Source organism: Marivibrio halodurans, from assembly GCF_017963645.1.
Classification (GTDB): domain Bacteria; phylum Pseudomonadota; class Alphaproteobacteria; order UBA8366; family Aestuariispiraceae; genus Marivibrio; species Marivibrio halodurans.
Genome location: NZ_JAGMWN010000003.1, coordinates 193,023 through 212,254 on the forward strand (window position 1 = coordinate 193,023; position 19,232 = coordinate 212,254).

A 19,232-nucleotide genomic window follows, 5' to 3' on the forward strand; every position below is an offset into this window, starting at 1 on the left:
TCACATCATATCATCATGCTCTAGATCCCGCCGCCGGCCTCGATCGCGCCGGTCAGCGCGCGTACCCGCACCAAGAGATCCTTCAGCGTGGGCTCGCGATAGCCGTTGGCTTCCAGCGCCTCGACCGTATTGATCAGGTAATCGCGGTTCAGACCGGACCGGCCCCGGGCCTCCAGGATAATCCGCGCCGCGCGGTCGGGGTCAAGGTCGCCCGCGAAATGCGGATGCTCCGGGTCGGCGACGAAGCAATGGGCCGCGACCCGGCGCCCCCCATCCAGATCGACCGGCAGATAGGCCGGCCGATAGGCATAGCCGCGCAGTTCGCGTTCCTCCAGATAGGCGGCGATATCGCGCCAATCGGCGCGGTCGACACGAAAGGCGCGCCCCGCGCAGGCGCCCCCGGCGACCGGGGCGAGACCGAGGACAAGCCCCCGCCGGTCCCGCGTGCCCCGGTGATGTTCCGACCAGATGCAGAAGCTGCGGCGATAGCCGGGCAACGACGCGCCCGCCGCCTCCAGGTGCCGGAACCCCGGCCGCCACATCAACGAGCCATAGCCGAAAACCCAGATCGCCCGATCGGCGTCCGCCTCGTTCGCCGTGACCTCGGCCCACTCGCGCTGGTTCCGTTCCATGGCCCCATGCAAGGACGGCGGCGCGCCCCGGTCAAGCACCCGGCCTTTAACCCCGGGACCCGCGCCGGTAAACTGTTCCCGTTCGCGCCGTTCAGCCGCATGAGGAAATTCCATGACCGACCGTACCGAGGAGCTTTTCCGCGCCGATTCCTATCTGACCCAGTGCGAGGCGACGGTCCTCGCGGTGAACGAACGCGGCGGCATCATCCTCGACCGGACCGTCTTCTATCCGACCGGCGGCGGACAGCCGGGGGATAGCGGCACGCTGACCCGCGCGGACGGCACGGTGATCCGGATCGCCACGACGCTCCATGGCGACGGGGACATCATCCATGTGCCGGAGGCGGACCAGCCCCCGCCGACGGCCGGGGAGACCCTTGCCTGCGCGATCGATTGGGAACCGCGCCACAAGCTGATGCGCATGCACACGACGATGCATCTGATGCTGGCCTTGATCCCACGGCCGATCAACGGCTGCCAGGTCGGCGCGGACAAGAGCCGGATCGATTTCGATCTCGGCGATTTCGCGCTCGACAAGGAGAAGCTGGAAACGGACCTCAACGCCCTGGCGGCGGCGGACCATCCGGTGGTCGCGACCTGGATCACCGATGCGGAATTGGAGGCGCGCCCCGACTTGATCCGCACCATGTCGGTCGCGCCGCCGCGCGGCCACGGCACCGTGCGATTGATCAAGATCGGCGAGGATGTCGATCTCCAGCCCTGCGGCGGCACCCATGTCGCGCGCACCGGGGAAATCGGCCGACTGCGCATCGGCAAGGTCGAGAACAAGGGCGCCCACAACAAGCGCATCGCGGTTCACTTGGAGGGCTGAGCGGGTCCCTCGCGGCGGCGCCGGCCCCAGCGGCGCAGCAAACGCCCGTCGATCGCGATCAACCCCGCCCCTATCAGCAACAGGCCGAACCCCTGATGCGGCGCCAGCCTTTCATCCAGGAACAGCGCCCCGAGGAGGATCGCGCTCGGCGGGATCAGCAGCGTGACGAGCGCGACATTGACCGCGCCCGCCGTCGCCAGAAGCCGGAAATAGAGGATATAGGCCACGGCGGTGGACAGGATCGCGAGCCCGGCGAGCGCCGCCAGCGTCTCGACACCCGGCATGGGCAGGCTCCAGGGGCGGTCGGCGAAGGCCACCAGCGGCGCCATCATGGCCGTCGTCGCCGTCAGTTGCCCCAGCGCGACCTGCGGCGGCGTCAGGCCCAGCCCCCGGAACCGCCGTCCGAAAACGCTGGCGATGCCGTAGGACAGCGCCGCCCCCAGGCAGGCGATCATGCCAAGGCTGCCGATATCCGCCCCGGACAGGAGATCCGCGCCCAGAAGCACCGCCACGCCCGCGACGCCGGCGAGGATACCGGCCAGCTTATGCGGCGCCATGCGCTCGTCCGCCAGGGTCCAATGCGCGACCAGCATGGCGAAGATCGGGGTCGTCGCGTTCAGGATGGAGGCAAGGCCGCTCGGAATCGCCGTCTGCGCCCAGAACAACAGGCTGAACGGCACCAGATTGTTGAGGAAGCCCATCACGAGGAAGGCGCCGATCGCCGGGCGCATCGCCCCGAACCGCGCGCCCGTCAGCATGAGATAGAGCCACAGCGCGAGCGCCGCGAACCCGGTCCGCGCGAGCACGATCGTCAGCGGCGGCAGATCGCGCACCGCGACGCCGACGAAGAAGAAGGCCCCGCCCCAAAGCAAGGAAAGCAGAAGCAACAGCCCCCAGTCGCGCGGGCTCATGATCATGCGACGCACCCCATCGGTGATGAACGACCTGGCTATAGCAAGCACGCGAGCCGGGCGGCTGGCCATTTTCGGACCCGATCATCCGCTATCCCCTCGCCCGCGCGGGCCGGGGCCGGTATGATCCCCTCATGCACGATTTCGACCTCTGCTTCGACCTCTGCGATGCCGCGCGGATGCGGCGGGATCCGGCCTATGACGGGCGGTTCTTCACCGCGGTCAAGACGACCGGAATCTATTGCCGGCCGGTCTGCCCGGTGAAGCAGCCGAAGCGTCAGAATGTCGTCTTCTATCCCAGCGCGGCGGCGGCCGAACGGGCGGGGTTCCGCCCCTGCCTGCGCTGCCGGCCGGAGACGGCGCCCTTCTCCGCCGCCTGGAATGGCACGCAAGCGACGGTCAGCCGCGCGCTGAAACTGATCGAGGAAGGCGCGCTCGACCGCGCGGGGGTCGAGGCGCTGGCCGACCGCCTCGGCATCGGGGCGCGGCATCTGGCGCGGCTCTTCGACCGGCATCTCGGCGCCTCGCCCGGCGCGGTCGCCCGCACATACCGGCTGCACCGGGCGAAACGCCTCCTGCGGGAGAGCGAATTGCGGATCACCGACATCGCCTTCCAGTCCGGCTTCGGCTCGATCCGGCGCTTCAACGCGGCCTTCGCCGCGCTCTATGGCCGCCCGCCCTCCAGCTTCCGCGCGCCGCGAGCGCGATGACGGAAGCACACCCCCTCCTCTATTGCGTGACGGAGAGCCCGGTGGGACCGATCCTGCTGGCGGGCGACGGGGAGAGGCTGCACCGCATCGCCTTTTCCACCGGCCGCCGCCCCTTCGGGCCGGAGGCCGGCTGGGCCCGCGACGATACCGCCTTCGCGGAGGCGCGGAGGCAGTTGGCGACCTATTTCGCGGGCGGGCTTACGCGCTTCGATCTGCCCTACGCGCTCTCCGGCACCGACTTCCGCCAGCGCGTCTGGCGCGCGCTGGCCACCATTCCCCATGGCGAGACGCGAAGCTATGGCTGGCTCGCCCGCGCGATCGGGGACCCGAAGGCCGTCCGCGCCGTGGGAGCCGCCAACGGCGCCAATCCGCTGCCGATCCTGCTGCCCTGCCATAGGGTAATCGGGGCCGACGGCTCGCTGACCGGGTTCGGCGGCGGGATCGAGACCAAGCGCGCGCTCCTCGACCTCGAAGGCGCGCGATCGCACCGGCCGGAGCAGCCGTCGCTTCTTTAGCCCCTCCATCGCCTTCCCCGATTTTTTCGCTTGACCCCTATTGTGTTACTGATAATCATTCGCACATATCGGGCGAAAGGAGGCGATTGGGCCCAATGTATGTTTGCCTGTGCAATGCGATCAGCGATTCGATGGTCGAGGACGCGATCGAGGGCGGTGCCCGCGCCGAGGAGGCCGTCTATGGCCACCATGGCTGCGAGGAAGTCTGCGGTCGCTGCAAGCCCATGATGCGCGCCATGATCGCCGAGCGTTGCGGCGAACATCTGTTGATTCCCGTCGAGCACGGGCCGGAGCGGCCGGAACCGCCGCTCTCCCTCGACGCGCCTCGATGGTACCCGGCGGCCGCCGAATAGCCGCGCGACGGCGATGCTTGCCGTCCACAATCTGAGCCTCTGGCTCCGTCTCGCCGAAGATCGGCGTCGCAGGCGAGACAGATCGGTCGAGACCGGCCCGGATGACGACAGTCATTTTCCGGAACGGGAGGGGCTGTCCCAATCCACCCATTCCTGGTACGGTAGGATGTTGAAGGGCCGAGCACGGCCCCACCCGACCGATCAGGACGAGGGCTCATGAAAGGCGACAGTAAGGTCATCCAGCACCTCAACAAGGTGCTCTACAACGAACTCACCGCGATCAATCAGTATTTCCTTCACGCCCGGATGCTGAAGGACTGGGGGTTCCGCGAACTCGGCAAGGTCGAGTACGAGGAATCGATCGACGAGATGAAGCACGCGGACTGGCTGATCGAGCGTATCCTGTTCCTTGAAGGCCTTCCGAACCTGCAGGATCTCGGCAAGCTGATGATCGGTCAGTCGGTACGCGAGATTCTGGAATGCGATCTGAAGATGGAGCAGATCGCGCATCCCGATCTGCGCGCCGCCATCGACTATTGCGAATCGGCCGGGGACTATGTCAGCCGTTCCCTCTTCACCGACATCCTGAAATCGGAGGAGGATCATATCGACTGGCTGGAAACTCAACTCGGCCTGATCGAGAAGCTCGGCGAGGCGAACTACCTCCAATCCGCCATGGGCGGGATAGAGGAAGCGGACTGACGCGGGATTCTCGCGTCTCCGACCTCCCAATCCGAAATGGCGAGGGGCTGGGCCATGCCGCCCGCCCCTCCACGTTCGGCCCTGCCCGGTTGGCCTTACCCGGTTGCCGCCGCAGGGCTTGCCCACCTATCCCGTTGCACGTATCGGCCGGATATTGCATGAGGCATTCATGGGAACGGGCCGCGCGGACGGCCGCCAATGAATGCCGGGGACCCTACCGTGTACACGCTCTACTACTATCCGGATAATGCCAGCCTCGCCCCGCATATGTGCCTGCTGCACGCGGGCGCGCCCTATCAACTCGCGCTCGTCGACCGGGCCAAGGGGGCGCTCGACGCCGATTGGTTCCGCGCCGTCAGTCCGAACGGCAAGATCCCGGCCATGGCCGTCGGCGACCCGGCGGCCGGCGGTTTCGTGATGACGGAAGCGGCGGCGCTCTGCCTCAGGATCGCGGAGGATTTTCCGGCGGCCGGCCTGATGCCGCCGCCCGGCACCGCCGCGCGCGGCCATGCCATGAGCTGGCTTTTCCATCTGACCAATACGCTTCAGGCGGACAGCAATGTCCATAACTACGCGCGCCGCTATGCCGCCACCGACGAGGCGATCGCCCAGGTGCGCGCGGAGACGGCCGCGCGGTTAGGCGCGCATCTGGGCTATATCGACCGGGAATTGGCGCGCCACGGCGCACCATGGCTCGCCGGCGATCAGGTCACGGCGGCCGACTATTACCTATTGATGGTCGCCGGGTGGTTGGAGCAGTTCGCGATCCCCGATCCGCCCTCGGTCCGTCCGGCCCTGCGCGCGCACCTCGAACGCGCCCAGGCCCTGCCGGCGGCGGTGGAGGCATACCGGATCGAAGGACACGGCCCCTATTTCTGATCCGAAGGCTGGTATCGTCAGTTGAGCCAGGTCGGTGCGCGGTCGGTATCCTTCCCCCGCTCAGGCACCATGCCGAAGGCACGCTCCCGCCCGCTCGGTTCTTCCAGCCCCAGCGACGGCCGGTCCGTCGGGCAGGCCCCATGGGGGGCGAGTGCGGCGGCGAGTCGCTGCGCGGCCTCGGCCAGATCGAGTCCCGCGGTCAAAGCCTGCGCGCCGTCCGAATAGGGATCGAGGCCGATAAGATCCGCCGCCAGGCCCCGCGCCCTGTCGATCCGGCCCGTCCCGGCCACCGCCACGAGGTTGAGCAACCGCAACTCGTCCGCCGATAGACACGGGCAACAGGCGGCGTGATGCTGAATGGTCCGCCGGGTGCTGTCCCGAAGTCGTTCCACGAGCAGGATCAACGCCGCCATGATCGGCCGGCCCGGGCGCCCCCCGAACCGCGTGGCGATCTGGTTCCAGGCCGCGTCGCAAGCCGGCCCACCCTCGACCCAGCGACGGAAGGCGCGGATCAGGACGCGCTCCTCCTCCGCCAACCCATCCAGGCGAACCGGTTCATCCAAGCCGTCCCCGAATCCACCGCCGGACGGGCGAAAGCGCATATGCGTCATGATCTGAAAAGGCCTCCATGCCTCGACGTCGTTGCCGTCCCCTCATGGTCGGCGGTCACCTTTCCGGTGCCGCCGCCCCACAAATGTAATTGCAAGTCATTCGCACTTGCAAGAATAAATCGGCCCGGGTCGCATCGGCAATCCACAGTCGGGCGCCGTATTTTCGTTGACGCCTCACGACACCGCTGCTAGCCATAATCGCGTAGCGCCGATTTGAGGCTCAGCTTGCGGGCGCTTTAAAAATGCAGCTAAAGCGGGTTGGTGCGGAAACCGCCCAGCCCCGTCGATGGCTGCGGCGGTTTTTCTGTGCCCCGTGACGGGTTCCGCGCCGGGTCTTCCCGGCGCCGTTCGCCACGCCTCCGCAAGCGATCCTCGCACCGGTCCGGCCGGTATCGGCGCCAATAGTCGAAACCCAAGGAGGGAGCGTTCCCATGCCGATCGACAGCAAGAATCCCCAAACCCTCGCGCTTCATGCCGGTTATCGCGCCGATTCGGCGACCGGCGCCGTGGCCGTGCCGATCTATCAGACCACCAGCTACCAGTTCGACAATGCCGAGCATGCGCGCAAGCTGTTCGCGCTAGAGGAGCTCGGCAATATCTACAGCCGCATCATGAACCCGACCTGCGACGTGCTGGAGCAGCGGGTGGCGGCGCTGGAAGGCGGCGTCGCGGCGCTCGCCGTCTCCTCCGGTCAGGCGGCCAGCGCCTTCGCGGTCCAGAACATCGCGCATGCCGGCGACAATATCGTCAGTTCCACCGACCTCTATGGCGGCACCTGGAATCTTTTCGCCAACACCCTGAAGGATCAGGGGATCGAGGTGCGCTTCGTCGATCCCGCCGACCCGGAGGCCTTCCGCGCCGCGGTCGATGAGCGGACCCGCGCCTTCTATGCCGAGACCCTGCCGAACCCGAAGCTGCAGGTCTTCCCGATCGCGGAGGTCGCCGCGATCGGTCGCGAACTCGGCATCCCCCTGATCGTCGACAACACGGCCGCGCCGGTCCTCTGCAAGCCGTTGGAGCACGGCGCGGCGATCGTCGTTTATTCGACGACCAAGTATCTCGGCGGGCACGGCACGACGATCGGCGGCATGATCGTCGATGGCGGCGACTTCCCCTGGGAAGACTTCAAGCAGCGCCAGCCCTATCTGAACGAGCCCGACCCCTCCTATCACGGCGCGGTCTGGACGGAGGCGGTGAAACCACTCGGCCCGATCGCCTATATCATCAAGGCGCGGGTCACGCTGCTGCGCGACCTCGGCAGCGCGCAGAGCCCCTTCGACGCCTTCCAGACGATCCAGGGGATCGAGACCGTGGCGCTGCGCATGCGCGAGCACAGCCGCAACGCCGCCGCCGTCGCGGAATTCCTTGAGAAGCACCCGCAGGTCGACAAGGTGATCTATCCCGGCCTGCAGGAGGGCGAGAGCTACAAGCGCGCCAATCGCTATCTGAAGGACGGGTTCGGCGGCCTCGTCGGCTTCCACGTCAAGGGCGGCCGGGCGGCCGGCGCGGCCTTCATCGACGCGCTGGAGTTGTTCTACCATGTCGCCAATATCGGCGATGCGCGCTCGCTCGCGATCCACCCGGCGACGACGACGCACTCCCAGCTCTCGGCGGAGGAGCAGGCGGCCTCGGGCGTCACCGACGCCTATGTGCGCCTGTCGATCGGGATCGAGCATATCGACGATATCCTGGCCGACCTCGACCAGGCGCTGAAGGCGGCCGCCTCCGCCGGCTGATGGGAATCGCCCGCCGCCCCTGCCGCCCGGCGATCGTCCGGCGGAAGAAGGGGCGGCGGGCGGAACCGACGATGAAGCAAAGGGCGCACGCCATGGTCTCCCTCTATGTCGATGCGGATGCCTGTCCGGTGAAGGAGGAGACCGTGCGCGTGGCCGAACGGCACGGGCTGCGCGTCGTGATGGTAAGCGACGGCGGGCTGCGCCCCCACCCGCATCCGCTGGTCGAGACGGTCGCCGTCGCCCAGGGCGCGGACGCCGCCGACGACTGGATCGCGGACCGGATCGGCCCTGGCGATATCTGCGTCACCAACGACATCCCCCTCGCCGCGCGGTGCTTGAAATTCAATGCCCACGCGCTGAAACCGAACGGAGAACCCTTCACCCCCGACGGCATCGGCATGGCGCTCGCCGGCCGCGAGATCGCCCGCCACCGCCGCGAGACGGGCGCGGGGGGTGGCGGGCCGCCCCCCTTCTCGAAGGCCGACCGCTCCCGCTTCCTCGACCGGCTGGAAACGATGGTGCGGGCGGCGAGCCGCGCCGCGTCCGATGGCTGACGCATCACCCGTAGGGGGTAGTCCCTCGTCCAAGCACGCGGGCGTACGTCCTACATCCACCCCCGCCGCTTGAAATAGGCCCAGACACCGAGGCCGAGGCCCGCCAGCAACGCGCAGACGATCCAGAAGGCGTCGCCATTCTCGACACCCGGCATGCCGCCGACATTGATGCCCAGCAGGCCGGTGATGAAACCGAGTGGCAGGAACACTCCCGCCACGATGGCGAGCGTGTACATGGTGCGGTTCATCCGCTCGCCCTGAAGCGCGACCGCCTCGTCGAACCCGACGGACGCGCGCTCGCGCACGCCGTCGAGGTCGTCGAGCACACGGCCCGTGCGCTCCCGCACGTCACGCAGCCGCCGGCGCATGCCTTCCTTCAACCAATCGAGGTCGCTTTCCGCGGCAAGCGCCAGGGCTTCGCGCTGCGGCGCGATGAAGCGGCGGAGTTGCGCGGCGCGGCGGCGCACGTCGGAGAGCTGATGCCGCCGCACCGCCAGATGGGTGGGGCTGTCCTCCTCCAGATCAACCTCGAGGCCGTCGACCTCCTCCTCCAGATTCATGACGACACCATGCATGCGTTCCGCCAATCGGTCGGCGACGGCATGAAGAATCTCGATCGTGGTGCGCGGCCCCCGCCCGGCCTCCAGGCGCGTGCGGACATCCTGCACGGCGCGCAAGGTCTTGAGACGCAGCGTCACCAACCGTCTCGGCCCGCAACAAAGTCTGAGGGAGACCATGTCCTCCGGCTCCGCGCCCGGGTTCAGATTGACGCCGCGCAGATTGGCGGAGAGCCAGTCCTCCACCGGCTCCGCGCCCGGTCGCGTCTCCTCCGCCAGAAGCCGGTCGCACAGCAATTCATCGAAGCCGGATTCATCACGCAGCCAAGCTTGCGCCTCCGGCATGTCGCGGCGCAGATGGACCCAAAGCGGACGGTCGTCCGGTTCCCGCCACAGGCGGCGCAGCGCGGCCTCGTCCAAAACCTCCGCCCCGCCCGCGCCGTCGAGCGCGAGCGCGAAAAGCAACCACCCTTCTTCAACGACCTGTTCGCGCATCCGATCCGTCCCGCTTACCCGTCCTGGCGTGCCTCTCCCCGACAATCTGATGGCTTCACGGCCGATCCTTCAAGGCTCTTGGCCCGCGGCCCGGTCGAAGGACGGCTCCCGCCGGCCGGGCTTGCCAAACCGCCCCCGGGCGGTCGATTCTCGCCCGCATGATTGAGATTCTCCTCGCCCTCGCTCCGGTCTTCCTGCTCATCGCCGGGGGCAATCTGATCCGCCGCAACGGGCTGCTTCCCGCCGATTTCTGGGCGGGCGCGGAGAAGCTCGTCTATTGGGGGCTGTTCCCCTGCCTGCTGTTTCGGAAGGCGGCGCTCGCCCCTCTCGACGCGTTGGAACCGGGACCGCTCGTCATCACCCTGGTGGGCGGGATCGCGGTGGCCGGGATCGTTGTGCTCGCGCTCAAACCCTGGCTGCGCCTGTCCGACCCATCGCTCGGCAGCGTATTCCAGGCGGCGATCCGAATGAATGTCTATATCGGGTTCGCGGCCGCCTCGGCGCTCGGCGGGCCGCACGGGCAAGCATTGGCAGCCTTGTGCGCGGCGATCATGGTGCCGGCGGTCAATGCCTTCTCGATCGTGGTCCTGCTCGGCCTGCATGGCGGCGCGAAGGGCAAGGAGGCACGCCCGCGCGGGCCGAAGCTCTGGCTCGATGTCCTGCGCGGCGTGGTCACGCATCAACTAATCCTGGCGATCGTGCTCGGCCTCGGGGTCAATATCGCCGGTATCGGCATTCCGCCGGTCGTGGACGGCTTGACGGAAATCCTCTCCAGCGGCGCGCTGCCGCTCGCCTTGCTGACGGTCGGCGCGGGCTTGCAGTTACGCGCCCTGCGATCGATCGGCCGGGCGATGGTGACGGGCATCATCGCGAAGCTCGTCGTCCAACCGCTCGCGGCATACGGCATCGCCGCGAGCCTCGGTCTCTCCGGCGATGCATTGCTGGTGGCGCTGATCTTCGCCGCCCTGCCCTGCAGCCCGAGCGGCTATCACATGGCCCGACAGATGGGCGGCGACGGACCGTTGATCGCGGGCCTGATCACCGCGCAGACGTTTCTGGCGGCGATCCTGCTCCCCGTCGTGATCCTGCTGGTGCGCTAGCGCGCGCCGTTGCCCGTTCCCCCACGGAATCGGCGTCGCCGGTTAAGGGATGGACTCGATCATTCCGAGCGGTCGCGCCCGGTCAGAAACGGCCACCCCGCGAGACCGCCCACCAGGACGATAGCCAGCGGCCAGATCAACCCGTCCAGGTCGATCGTATAGAGCGACAATTGCGCGAATACATAGTTAACGGCGCCGCCAATCTCGACCGCCCAGAGTTGGGCCGTATCCCACCAATCCGTACAGGCGAGGGCCGCGAAGCCCAAGATCCATGCCCTGCGCACGCGGCGCCGCCGTCGGCGTAGCCGATCGCGGATGAATATCCGCTCGGAGTCCCGTCTCATCATGCCCTGCCCACACATAATGATTGATTAACGTCGAATCAGGCTAATTTTACGAATCTTTCCGTTTCGTTAACATTACGGTCTAGGATCGGGTCTTTGGCCTCGGTACTTGCACCGATCGGTAGTTACACGGAAGCTTCCCGACGGAACGTGAGTAGCCCGATGCCGGTGAAATCTATTGCCGCGCGCGCGGCCATCGGTATAGTGCCGCGCGATGTCGATCGCACCGGGCATAGCCTTTCCCCACCGCCATCTTCTTGGCATTGACGGCCTTTCGCCCCCGGAAATCATCCATATCCTGGATTTGGCCGATTCCTATGTCGAGCAGTCGCGCCGCGTCGATAAGAAATCGACGCTGCTGAAGGGGCTGACCGTCATCAATCTGTTCTTCGAGAACTCGACACGCACGCGTACCTCCTTCGAGGCGGCGGCGAAGCGCCTCGACGCCGACGTCATCAACATGGCGATCTCGACCAGCTCGATTAAAAAGGGCGAGACGCTGATCGACACCGCGATGACCCTGAACGCGATGCACCCGGACGCGCTGGTCGTACGGCACAGCGATTCCGGCGCGGTGCAACTGCTGGCGGAGAAGGTGGCGGGCGCCGTCATCAATGCCGGCGACGGCCGGCACGAGCATCCGACGCAAGCCTTGCTCGACGCGTTGACGATCCGCCGCCGGATCGGCCATCTCGATAATCTGACCGTGGCGATCTGCGGCGACATCGCGCACAGCCGCGTCGCGCGTTCCAACATCCATCTGTTGCAGATCATGGGCGCGCGGGTGCGCGTGATCGCGCCGCCCACCCTGCTGCCCAGCGCGATCGACCGCATGGGGGTGGAGGTCTTCACCGACATGCGCGCGGGCCTGCGCGACGTGGATATCGTGATGATGCTGCGCCTCCAGTTGGAGCGGATGCAGGGCTCCTTCGTCCCTTCCGTCCGGGAGTATTTCCGCTTCTTCGGCCTCGACCGCGAGAAGCTCGCCTGCGCCAAGCCGGATGCCCTCATCATGCATCCGGGTCCGATGAACCGGGGCGTGGAGATCGACAGCGAACTGGCCGACGACATCGACCGATCGCTGATCCGCGATCAGGTGGAGATGGGGGTCGCGGTGCGCATGGCGGTGCTCGACGTGCTGACGCGCCCGCTGCGCGAGGCCGGCGCGACCGAGGGGGGCGGGGAATGAACCAGGAAGGCCGCACCGCCTATCTGAATGCGCGCCTTCTCGACCCGGCGAGCGGGCTGGACGAGACCGGCGCGCTGCTGGTCGAGGACGGCCGGATCGCCGATTTCGGCGCCCATCTGTTCCGCACCGGCGCCCCCTCGGTGAACGAGGTGATCGACTGCAAAGGCCTGTGCCTCGCCCCCGGGTTGATCGATATCCGCGTGCAGCTTCGCGAGCCGGGCGAGGAGCATAAGGAGACGATCGAGACCGGCACGAACGCGGCCGCAGCCGGCGGCGTCAGTTCCATGGTCTGCCTGCCGAACACCACCCCGCCCGTGGACGATGTCTCGGTTCTGGAGTTCATCGCCCGGCGCTCGCGCGAATTGAAGCGCAGCAAGATTTTCAGCTACGGCGCCCTTACCAAGGGGCTGGCGGGCGAGGAGATCACCGAGATCGGCCTGCTTCGGGAGGCCGGTGCCCTCGCCTTCACCGACGGGGAGCGCGCGCTGGCGGACGCCAAGATCATGAAGCGCGCGCTGTCCTATGCGCGCACCTTCGACGCCTTGATCGTCCAACACCCGCTGGAGCCGAGCCTGAGTCGCGGCGGCGTGATGAATCAGGGGGAACTGGCCACGCGCCTCGGCCTCTCCGGCGTGCCGACGGTGGCGGAGACGATCCAGGTGGAGCGCGATCTGCGCCTGCTGGAATCCAACGGCGGTGGACGGCTGCATTTCGCCCATGTCACCGCCCCGGCGGCGCTGGAGGCGATCCGCCGGGCCAAGGCCCAGGGCCTGGACGTCACTTGCGATACGGCGCCGCATTATTTCGCCCTCAACGAGAACGCGGTTGGCGACTATCGCAGCTTCGCCAAGGTGATGCCGCCGCTCCGATCGGAAGCGGACCGGCAGGCGCTGGTCGAGGCGATCGCCGACGGCACGGTCGACATCATCGCCAGCGACCACAGCCCGCACGATCAGGATTCGAAGCGCCTACCCTATGAGCAGGCGGCCTTCGGAGTGATCGGGTTGCAAACATTGTTGCCGATGACGCTGGAACTCTATCACAACGGTCATGTGTCGTTGCTGGAGGCACTGTCGCGCCTGACCGATAGACCGGCCGCGCGCTTCGGCATTCCCGGCGGGCGTCTGCGGCGCGGCGCGGCGGCCGATCTCGTGCTGTTCGATCCGGACAAGCCCTGGACGATCAGCGAGGAGGCCATGGTGTCGAAATCGAAGAATACCGCCTTCGGCGACCGGCCGGTTCAGGGGCGCGTCGTGCGCACCGTGGTCGACGGGCGCCCACTCTACGTGGCGCCTGCACGGCGCTAGAGCATGGCGGTCTCAGGCATGTTCCCTGCATCGTGCGAGAAACATATCCGTCAGATCGTCGAAGCGGTCGATCACGGAACGACCCGGGGTCTCGATCTCCCAGATCCCGAATAACAGATCCGTCGCCGGGCCACCGTCGCCGGACGTCCCCAAGGGCAACATCATCGAGAAGCACCGAACCTGAATCGATTCGACCGTTCGGTAGTAAATTCGATAGACGCGTGGCTTTCCCGCGCGCCCCACGGCACACAACAGATTGTGCGCCATATCGAAATCCGTCCGTCGGATTTTCAGCACATCGCTCGACAAGGAGCCCGGAACCAGACGCGGCGCCAAACGGTGCAGGACGGGCCCAATCACATCATAGCGAAGGTCCGCGCACTCCCCGAGATACTTTCCGATACCGACATGCGTCCGGATTTCCGCGTCGAGCGCATTCAGATCGACAGCGGACCGGGGCCGGTCATCCGGCAGACCGCGCCAAAAATCGTATAACCGCCGCATCCGCTCTAGAGGCGGCATCGGCTGCGTGTCGGATAGGATCGTATTCACCGCCCAAGTCCCTGGATCGCCGGGGCATCGCCAGTCCAGCCCCGCATCGATGTGAACAGCATCGAAACGATACCCGCCGATATCTTGAGAATTGGTTAATTTCAAGGTTCATGCACACCGGCCAGGGGGAAACCCGAACCGCGCCGCCGCGCCTTCACGGCATGAGCCGGAACAGACGTGGCAGCCACAGCGACAGCCCCGGAATCAGGACCAGAAGCGCGATACGCATCCCGTCGGCCAGGATGAAAGGCAGGATGCCGCGCGCCAGCGTTCCCAAGCTCAGATCGCGGCTCACCCCCTGGATGACGAAGAGATTCATGCCGATCGGCGGGGTAATCAGCCCGATTTCCGCCACCGAGACGACCAGGATGCCGAACCAGATCGGATCGAAGCCGAATCCGGTGGCGATCCCGAAGGCGGGTGTCACCGTCAGCAGGATCATCGACAGGCTGTCCATGAAGCAGCCGAGCACGAGATAGAACAGCAACACCGCGATCAGCACGGCCCAGGCCGGCAGGTCAGCCGCGCTGATCGCGTCGACCAGCGACCGGGTCAGGCCGGATGCCTCGATGAAGAAGTTAAAGAGCGCCGCGCCGATCAGGATCAGGAAGATCATGCCGGTCAGTTCCGCCGTCTCCTCCACCCCGGCCTTTAGCGCGGCGAGCGTGAGCCGTCCGCGCAACGCGGTGAAAAGGATCGCGCCCCCCGCGCCGATCGCCGCCGCCTCGGTCGGGGAGAACAGCCCGGCATAGATCCCGCCGATCACCAGCAGGATCAGCAGGAAGGCATCCCACATCCGCTTGAAGGCGCGCCAGCGCTCGCGCCCGCCCGCCCGTTCCGCGGCCGGCCCCGCCTCCGGCCGGCGGCGCACCTGGACCGCGATCGCCGCGATATAGAGCAGCATGGCGAGCGCGCCCGGTATCATCGCCGCGGCGAAGAGGGCGCCGATCGATTGCTCCGTCAGCAGCGCGAAGACCACCAACAGGATGGAAGGCGGGATCAACACGCCCAGCGTCCCGCCCGCCGCGACGGACGCTCCGGCCAACGAGGGCGCATAGCGCCGCGCCCGCATCTCCGGCAACGCGACCCGCCCCATCGTGGCGCAGGTGGCCAGCGAGGACCCGCAGATCGCGCCGAACACGCCACAGGCCCCGACGGTCGCCATGGCCAGCCCGCCGCGCAAATGACCGAGAAAGGCATGCACCCCGCTATAGAGATTGGCCGACAAGCCCGAATGCGCCGCGAACACCCCCATGAAGATGAACAGCGGCACGACCGACAGGCCGTAGGGGAAAACCGCCTCGAACGGCAGGCTGGCCATGACATAGGAGGCCGACGGCCAGCCCATCAGCCAGACCGCCCCAACCGCGCCCACCGCCCCCATCGCCACCGCGATGGGCACGCGCAGCGCGGCCAGCATCAGGACCGCCGCGAATCCGAGGGCGCCGAGCACCGGATCGCTCATGCCGCGCCCTCCCTCACGGGTGGGTCGTCCGCCCCCACCAACCGTCGCAGGAAGAAGGCGAAAGCCGCCAACACGGAAAGCCCCGCCCCGGTAAGCAGGAAGCCCCAATACCAGATCATCGGAATGGCAAGATCCTGGGACACGTCGCCATAGCGCAATTGCTCCATCGCCCGGCCCCAGCCGAGATAGAGGATAAGGCCGAGCAACGCCGTCGACAGCACCGCGCCCAGCAGGTCGAGCAGCCGCCGCCCGTCGGCGGAGAGCCGCCCCGCCAACAGATCAACCACCACATGGCTGCGCCGGACGAACGCATAGGGAATCGACAGGAACGCCGCCGCCATGACGCAGAGCTGCGTCAGATCGACCGCGCCGATCAATGCCTGACCGCCGATCCGCCGCCAGACCACATCGACCACGACGATCAGGATGGCGACGGCGAGCGCCCCGATCCCGACATAGGCGCCAAGCCGCGTCAGCGCCTCGACCGCCGAGGCGAGGCGCCGCGCGAACCGGACCGCCCCGGCATCGCGTCGATCTCCGGGATCATGATCGGGTGAACAAGGCACGGAGGATCAGGCGCTGAATTTTTCGACCAGTTCTCGCGCGCGGTCATGGATGGCGACGGGATTTTCCACGCCCTCGCCCTTCAGACCGTCGAGATAGGTGTCGATCATCGGCGCCAACTGCTTCTTCCAGTCCGCGCGCTCGGCATCGTCGATCTCGATGATCTCGTTGCCGCGATCGATCGCGTCCTGACGGCCGCGCGCCTCCCACTTGTCCCACCAGGGGCCGAACTTCGCGACCAGATTATCGCCCGACAGCTCGTCCACCGCCGCGCGGACATCCGCGGGCAGACCGTCATACCGCGCCTTGTTCATCAGCACATGGAAGCCCGCGACATAGGCGCGCGCATCGGTGTGATAGGACAGCAACTCGTTCAGCTTGATCGCGCCCACGAGGTCCCAGGTCGTGACGACGCCGTTGATGACGCCCTTCTGCAGATTCTCGTAGATCTGGGCCGGCGGCATGCCGACCGGCGAGGCCCCGACCGATTCCAGCATCGCCGAGACCGCCGGCCCCGGCGTGCGCAGGCGCAGCCCCTCAAGGTCCGTCAAGGCACGGACCGGCTTGTCGGCGGTATGGATCAACCCACCATGATGGGTGAAGAGCGCCAGGACGTGAAAATCGTCATATTCCCCGCCCAGCATGCCTTCCTTGTAGAGGGTGTAGAGCGTCTTGGAGCCGGGCCCGGCCTTCTCCACCATGAAGGGCAGTTCGATGATCGAACTCGCGGGGAAGCGTCCGCGCGGAATCCCGTTCAGGCCGAGCGCGATATCGATCACCCCGGCGCGCACCTGATCGGCTTGGCGCATGATATTGCCGAAGCCGGAGGTCGCATCATGGATCTCGACCTTCACCTTGCCGTCGGTCCGGGCCGTCAGTTCCTCGCCCCAGGGCATGAGGAAATCCGTCTGGAACCCGTGACGCGGCGGCAGGTAGTGGCTGATCTTGAGCGTGATCGGTTCCTGGGCGCGCAACGGCCGCGCGGTCGAGGCGAAGGCAAGCGCGGCGGTGGTGCCGGCCAGCATGCCGCGCCGGGTGATCTTGGAAGCCATCGGAGATTCCTCCCGTCTTGGGGTATTCTTGACTATCGGAGGACGGAGCCATCCCCGCCCTCGCGGTTCTTGGCGCGCAGTATCACAGAGCCGGGCCGCCGGGTGAAGAGGTTTCAATCGAAACGATCTCGCCCCCTCGCCCCCGTCTCAGAGCATCCGATATCCGCACCCAATTCCTGGCCGGAAATTTTACCTCCCAATTTTTACCCCCGATTTTTACCCCCGATTTTTACGTGGACGGCACCGGCCAAATCCGGTGACCTATGGTGCCGGGCCGTTGCGAGGGCCCGCGCCAATACCGCGAGCGATGCCGCGAGAAGAAGGCACTTAATCTGAAATGGACACCCCCGCGCTCTCATATGACACGACCGCCGTGCTCACCATCGCGCTCGTCTGGGGATATCTGCTGGGCTCGATTCCGTTCGGGCTGGTGCTCACCCGCATCGCGGGGCTTGGCGATATCCGCGCGATCGGCTCCGGCAATATCGGCGCGACCAATGTCCTGCGCACCGGACGCAAGGGCTTGGCGGCGGCGGTCCTGATTCTCGACGCCGGAAAGGGCGCTGTCGCGGTGCTGTCGGTGGGCGCGCTGCTCATACCCGCGCACGACGCGGCGGTCCTGGCCGGCGTCGCCGCGGTTCTGGGCCATAACTTCCCGGTCTGGCTGGGCTACAAGGGGGGCAAGGGCGTGGCCACGACCCTGGGCACGCTTACCGCGATCGCTTGGCCGGTCGGGTTGGGGGCCTGCGCCACATGGCTCGTGGTGGCCGCGCTCTTTCGCTATTCCTCGCTGGCGGCGCTGGTCTCGCTCGCCGCCGCGCCGGTCTATGCGCTCCTGCTCGATCAGCAGGTGGTCGCCGCCGCGGCCGGGTTGCTGGCCGTCCTCGCCTGGGCGCGCCATCACCAGAACATCGCCCGGCTCCTGAAGGGCGAGGAAAGCCGGATCGGCGGGAAGAAGAGCGGCTGACCCGCGAGCGAACACCCGAGGCCACCCTTTTCGGTTGACCTTTTCCACAACGCGCGATGACCTATCGTGCATGGATACTACCCCAGAGCACCTTTCGGAGAGCGAGCGTGTCGCGCGCCTGCGTCTCTATCGCAGCGAGAATGTCGGCCCCGTCGCCTTTCGCCAATTGCTTGCCCGATTCCGGACCGGGACCGTGGCGTTGGAGGCGCTGCCGGCGCTCGCCAAGCGCGGTGGCCGGCGGCGCAAGCTGACGGTCTGCCCGGCGGCCGAGGCGGAACGTGAGTTGGAGGCGCTGGACGCCGCCGGCGGCTGGATGGTTCATCGCGGGGAGGCCGGATTCCCACCGCTGCTCTCGATGGTGGAGGATGCGCCGCCGCTGCTCTCCGGTCTCGGCCATCCGCATCTGCTGACCCGGCCCGCCATCGGCATCGTCGGGGCGCGCGAATGCTCCCTCAATGGACGGCGGCTGGCGGAGCGGTTCGGCCGCGACCTCGCGGCCGCCGGATATGCCGTGGTCTCCGGCATGGCGAAAGGTATCGACGCCGCCGCCCATGCGGGCGCGCTGGAAGGGGGGACGGTCGCCGTCCTCGCGGGCGGTGTCGATATCATCTATCCGCGCGAGAATACCGGCCTTTACCACGATATCCGCGAGCGTGGCGCGCTGGTGAGCGAGATGCCGATGGGCTTGATCGGCCAAGCCCGTCATTTTCCCCGGCGCAACCGGATCATTTCCGGCCTCTCCCTCGGTATTCTGGTGGTGGAGGCGCGGCAACGCTCGGGTTCGCTGATCACGGCCCGCCTCGCGGGAGAGCATGGGCGGGAGGTCTTCGCCCTGCCCGGCTCGCCGCTCGATCCCCGCGCGCGCGGTCCGAACGACCTGATCCGCAAGGGCGCGGCGCTGGTCGAAAGCCCGGAGGAGATCATCACCCTCTTGCGCGATCTGCCCGGGACATATGCCGTGGAGGAGCCGGGCGATCCCTTCTCGGACGGTATCGTGGCCGCGCCGGAGGAAAGCGACCTCGCCCCCGCGCGCGCCGCCATCACCCAGGCGCTTAGCCCGACACCGATTGGGGTCGACGATCTGGTCCGGCATCTTGGGCTGCCGGTGCCGATCGTTGTCACGGTGTTGCTGGAGATGGATCTGGCCGGAACGGTGGAGCGGCTTCCCGGAAACCGCGTCGCGGCCTTGATGGAGGGGGAATGAC

22 protein-coding genes and 1 riboswitch are annotated in these 19,232 nt (G+C 67.1%); of the genes, 13 read left to right on the forward strand and 9 right to left on the reverse strand.

The features are described from left to right. Positions 1-20: 20 nt before the first annotated feature. Positions 21-632, reverse strand: a complete 612-nt coding sequence (locus tag KAJ83_RS07685) for a gamma-glutamylcyclotransferase (RefSeq protein WP_210681467.1) — start codon at positions 630-632, stop codon at positions 21-23. 112 nt (positions 633-744) lie between these two features. Between KAJ83_RS07685 and KAJ83_RS07690 the strand changes: the two genes are divergently transcribed. Next, the gene (locus KAJ83_RS07690) at positions 745-1,464 is read left to right on the forward strand and encodes an alanyl-tRNA editing protein (RefSeq protein WP_210681468.1); all 720 of its coding nucleotides are present in this window, start codon (positions 745-747) and stop codon (positions 1,462-1,464) included. Here the strand turns inward: KAJ83_RS07690 and KAJ83_RS07695 are convergent. After that, positions 1,449-2,381, reverse strand: a complete 933-nt coding sequence (locus KAJ83_RS07695; RefSeq protein ID WP_210681469.1) for a DMT family transporter — start codon at positions 2,379-2,381, stop codon at positions 1,449-1,451. The two genes, KAJ83_RS07690 and KAJ83_RS07695, sit on opposite strands and share 16 nt — an antisense overlap. 128 nt (positions 2,382-2,509) lie before the next feature. Between KAJ83_RS07695 and KAJ83_RS07700 the strand changes: the two genes are divergently transcribed. The 5 genes from KAJ83_RS07700 to KAJ83_RS07720 all read left to right on the forward strand — a co-directional run bounded on the left by KAJ83_RS07700 (position 2,510) and on the right by KAJ83_RS07720 (position 5,534). After that, positions 2,510-3,085 (forward strand): bifunctional transcriptional activator/DNA repair enzyme AdaA, encoded by a 576-nt coding sequence (locus KAJ83_RS07700; protein WP_246484317.1) that lies wholly within the window; start codon positions 2,510-2,512, stop codon positions 3,083-3,085. Beyond that, positions 3,082-3,600, forward strand: coding sequence for a methylated-DNA--[protein]-cysteine S-methyltransferase (locus KAJ83_RS07705; protein WP_210681470.1), 519 nt, complete (start codon positions 3,082-3,084; stop codon positions 3,598-3,600). The genes KAJ83_RS07700 and KAJ83_RS07705 overlap by 4 nt, the downstream gene beginning before the upstream one ends. Before the next feature lie 95 nt (positions 3,601-3,695). Further along, positions 3,696-3,953, forward strand: coding sequence for a (2Fe-2S)-binding protein (locus KAJ83_RS07710; RefSeq protein WP_210681471.1), 258 nt, complete (start codon positions 3,696-3,698; stop codon positions 3,951-3,953). 216 nt (positions 3,954-4,169) lie between these two features. Next, a complete protein-coding gene (bfr, locus tag KAJ83_RS07715) occupies positions 4,170-4,655 on the forward strand; it encodes a bacterioferritin (protein ID WP_210681472.1) in 486 nt (161 codons plus the stop codon). Positions 4,656-4,874: 219 nt separating this feature from the next. Beyond that, a complete protein-coding gene (locus KAJ83_RS07720) occupies positions 4,875-5,534 on the forward strand; it encodes a glutathione S-transferase family protein (protein WP_210681473.1) in 660 nt (219 codons plus the stop codon). Positions 5,535-5,551: 17 nt separating this feature from the next. Here KAJ83_RS07720 and KAJ83_RS07725 read toward each other — a convergent pair whose 3' ends face one another. Continuing rightward, a complete protein-coding gene (locus KAJ83_RS07725) occupies positions 5,552-6,145 on the reverse strand; it encodes a hypothetical protein (protein WP_210681474.1) in 594 nt (197 codons plus the stop codon). A 195-nt stretch (positions 6,146-6,340) separates the two neighbouring features. Further along, positions 6,341-6,418, forward strand: a riboswitch (SAM riboswitch). Positions 6,419-6,576: 158 nt separating this feature from the next. Between KAJ83_RS07725 and KAJ83_RS07730 the strand changes: the two genes are divergently transcribed. Further along, complete coding sequence (locus KAJ83_RS07730) at positions 6,577-7,881, forward strand: O-acetylhomoserine aminocarboxypropyltransferase/cysteine synthase family protein (protein WP_210681475.1); 1,305 nt, start codon at positions 6,577-6,579, stop codon at positions 7,879-7,881. A 71-nt stretch (positions 7,882-7,952) separates the two neighbouring features. Then, entirely contained in the window at positions 7,953-8,435 is a 483-nt protein-coding gene (locus KAJ83_RS07735; RefSeq protein ID WP_379786855.1) for a YaiI/YqxD family protein, read from the forward strand. Positions 8,436-8,485: 50 nt separating this feature from the next. Here KAJ83_RS07735 and KAJ83_RS07740 read toward each other — a convergent pair whose 3' ends face one another. Further along, the gene (locus tag KAJ83_RS07740; RefSeq protein WP_210681476.1) at positions 8,486-9,487 is read right to left on the reverse strand and encodes a zinc transporter ZntB; all 1,002 of its coding nucleotides are present in this window, start codon (positions 9,485-9,487) and stop codon (positions 8,486-8,488) included. Between the two features lie 158 nt (positions 9,488-9,645). Here KAJ83_RS07740 and KAJ83_RS07745 point away from each other — a divergent pair, with 158 nt between their 5' ends. Beyond that, on the forward strand, positions 9,646-10,587 hold the full coding sequence (locus KAJ83_RS07745) for an AEC family transporter (protein ID WP_210681477.1): 942 nt from the start codon (positions 9,646-9,648) through the stop codon (positions 10,585-10,587). A 59-nt stretch (positions 10,588-10,646) separates the two neighbouring features. On the opposite strand, the gene KAJ83_RS07750 is transcribed toward KAJ83_RS07745, so the two are convergent. Beyond that, entirely contained in the window at positions 10,647-10,853 is a 207-nt protein-coding gene (locus KAJ83_RS07750) for a hypothetical protein (RefSeq protein WP_210681478.1), read from the reverse strand. Positions 10,854-11,145: 292 nt separating this feature from the next. On the opposite strand from KAJ83_RS07750, the gene KAJ83_RS07755 reads away from it, so the two are divergent. Both KAJ83_RS07755 and KAJ83_RS07760 read left to right on the forward strand, forming a co-directional pair. Beyond that, positions 11,146-12,120 (forward strand): aspartate carbamoyltransferase catalytic subunit, encoded by a 975-nt coding sequence (locus KAJ83_RS07755; protein WP_210681479.1) that lies wholly within the window; start codon positions 11,146-11,148, stop codon positions 12,118-12,120. Then, positions 12,117-13,427 (forward strand): dihydroorotase, encoded by a 1,311-nt coding sequence (locus KAJ83_RS07760; RefSeq protein WP_210681480.1) that lies wholly within the window; start codon positions 12,117-12,119, stop codon positions 13,425-13,427. Before KAJ83_RS07755 ends, KAJ83_RS07760 begins: the two co-directional genes overlap by 4 nt. Before the next feature lie 12 nt (positions 13,428-13,439). On the opposite strand, the gene KAJ83_RS07765 is transcribed toward KAJ83_RS07760, so the two are convergent. The 4 genes from KAJ83_RS07765 to KAJ83_RS07780 form a co-directional block, all read right to left on the reverse strand. Then, on the reverse strand, positions 13,440-13,979 hold the full coding sequence (locus tag KAJ83_RS07765) for a hypothetical protein (RefSeq protein ID WP_210681481.1): 540 nt from the start codon (positions 13,977-13,979) through the stop codon (positions 13,440-13,442). Between the two features lie 154 nt (positions 13,980-14,133). Continuing rightward, the gene (locus KAJ83_RS07770; protein WP_210681482.1) at positions 14,134-15,444 is read right to left on the reverse strand and encodes a TRAP transporter large permease; all 1,311 of its coding nucleotides are present in this window, start codon (positions 15,442-15,444) and stop codon (positions 14,134-14,136) included. Further along, the gene (locus KAJ83_RS07775) at positions 15,441-16,010 is read right to left on the reverse strand and encodes a TRAP transporter small permease (protein WP_210681483.1); all 570 of its coding nucleotides are present in this window, start codon (positions 16,008-16,010) and stop codon (positions 15,441-15,443) included. Before KAJ83_RS07775 ends, KAJ83_RS07770 begins: the two co-directional genes overlap by 4 nt. Positions 16,011-16,016: 6 nt before the next feature. Continuing rightward, positions 16,017-17,060: a TRAP transporter substrate-binding protein gene (locus KAJ83_RS07780; RefSeq protein WP_246484319.1), complete on the reverse strand. Its 1,044-nt coding sequence runs from the start codon at positions 17,058-17,060 to the stop codon at positions 16,017-16,019. A 337-nt stretch (positions 17,061-17,397) separates the two neighbouring features. Between KAJ83_RS07780 and plsY the strand changes: the two genes are divergently transcribed. Beyond that, the gene (gene plsY, locus KAJ83_RS07785; protein WP_210681484.1) at positions 17,398-18,027 is read left to right on the forward strand and encodes a glycerol-3-phosphate 1-O-acyltransferase PlsY; all 630 of its coding nucleotides are present in this window, start codon (positions 17,398-17,400) and stop codon (positions 18,025-18,027) included. A 70-nt stretch (positions 18,028-18,097) separates the two neighbouring features. After that, a complete protein-coding gene (gene dprA / locus KAJ83_RS07790; protein WP_210681485.1) occupies positions 18,098-19,231 on the forward strand; it encodes a DNA-processing protein DprA in 1,134 nt (377 codons plus the stop codon). Position 19,232 lies beyond the last annotated feature (1 nt).

Excerpts from the sequence above, each read along its gene's own strand:
- KAJ83_RS07690 (WP_210681468.1), top strand. The coding sequence starts at position 745 with ATGACCGACCGTACCGAGGAGCTTTTCCGCGCCGATTCCTATCTGACC.
- KAJ83_RS07700 (WP_246484317.1), top strand. The coding sequence starts at position 2,510 with ATGCACGATTTCGACCTCTGCTTCGACCTCTGCGATGCCGCGCGGATG.
- KAJ83_RS07740 (WP_210681476.1), bottom strand. The coding sequence starts at position 9,487 with ATGCGCGAACAGGTCGTTGAAGAAGGGTGGTTGCTTTTCGCGCTCGCG.
- KAJ83_RS07770 (WP_210681482.1), bottom strand. The coding sequence starts at position 15,444 with ATGAGCGATCCGGTGCTCGGCGCCCTCGGATTCGCGGCGGTCCTGATG.
- KAJ83_RS07755 (WP_210681479.1), top strand. The coding sequence starts at position 11,146 with ATGTCGATCGCACCGGGCATAGCCTTTCCCCACCGCCATCTTCTTGGC.
- KAJ83_RS07685 (WP_210681467.1), bottom strand. The coding sequence starts at position 632 with ATGGAACGGAACCAGCGCGAGTGGGCCGAGGTCACGGCGAACGAGGCG.
- KAJ83_RS07780 (WP_246484319.1), bottom strand. The coding sequence starts at position 17,060 with ATGGCTTCCAAGATCACCCGGCGCGGCATGCTGGCCGGCACCACCGCC.
- plsY (WP_210681484.1), top strand. The coding sequence starts at position 17,398 with ATGGACACCCCCGCGCTCTCATATGACACGACCGCCGTGCTCACCATC.
- KAJ83_RS07735 (WP_379786855.1), top strand. The coding sequence starts at position 7,953 with ATGAAGCAAAGGGCGCACGCCATGGTCTCCCTCTATGTCGATGCGGAT.
- KAJ83_RS07710 (WP_210681471.1), top strand. The coding sequence starts at position 3,696 with ATGTATGTTTGCCTGTGCAATGCGATCAGCGATTCGATGGTCGAGGAC.
- KAJ83_RS07745 (WP_210681477.1), top strand. The coding sequence starts at position 9,646 with ATGATTGAGATTCTCCTCGCCCTCGCTCCGGTCTTCCTGCTCATCGCC.
- KAJ83_RS07695 (WP_210681469.1), bottom strand. The coding sequence starts at position 2,381 with ATGATCATGAGCCCGCGCGACTGGGGGCTGTTGCTTCTGCTTTCCTTG.
- KAJ83_RS07705 (WP_210681470.1), top strand. The coding sequence starts at position 3,082 with ATGACGGAAGCACACCCCCTCCTCTATTGCGTGACGGAGAGCCCGGTG.
- KAJ83_RS07760 (WP_210681480.1), top strand. The coding sequence starts at position 12,117 with ATGAACCAGGAAGGCCGCACCGCCTATCTGAATGCGCGCCTTCTCGAC.
- dprA (WP_210681485.1), top strand. The coding sequence starts at position 18,098 with ATGGATACTACCCCAGAGCACCTTTCGGAGAGCGAGCGTGTCGCGCGC.
- KAJ83_RS07730 (WP_210681475.1), top strand. The coding sequence starts at position 6,577 with ATGCCGATCGACAGCAAGAATCCCCAAACCCTCGCGCTTCATGCCGGT.
- bfr (WP_210681472.1), top strand. The coding sequence starts at position 4,170 with ATGAAAGGCGACAGTAAGGTCATCCAGCACCTCAACAAGGTGCTCTAC.
- KAJ83_RS07725 (WP_210681474.1), bottom strand. The coding sequence starts at position 6,145 with ATGACGCATATGCGCTTTCGCCCGTCCGGCGGTGGATTCGGGGACGGC.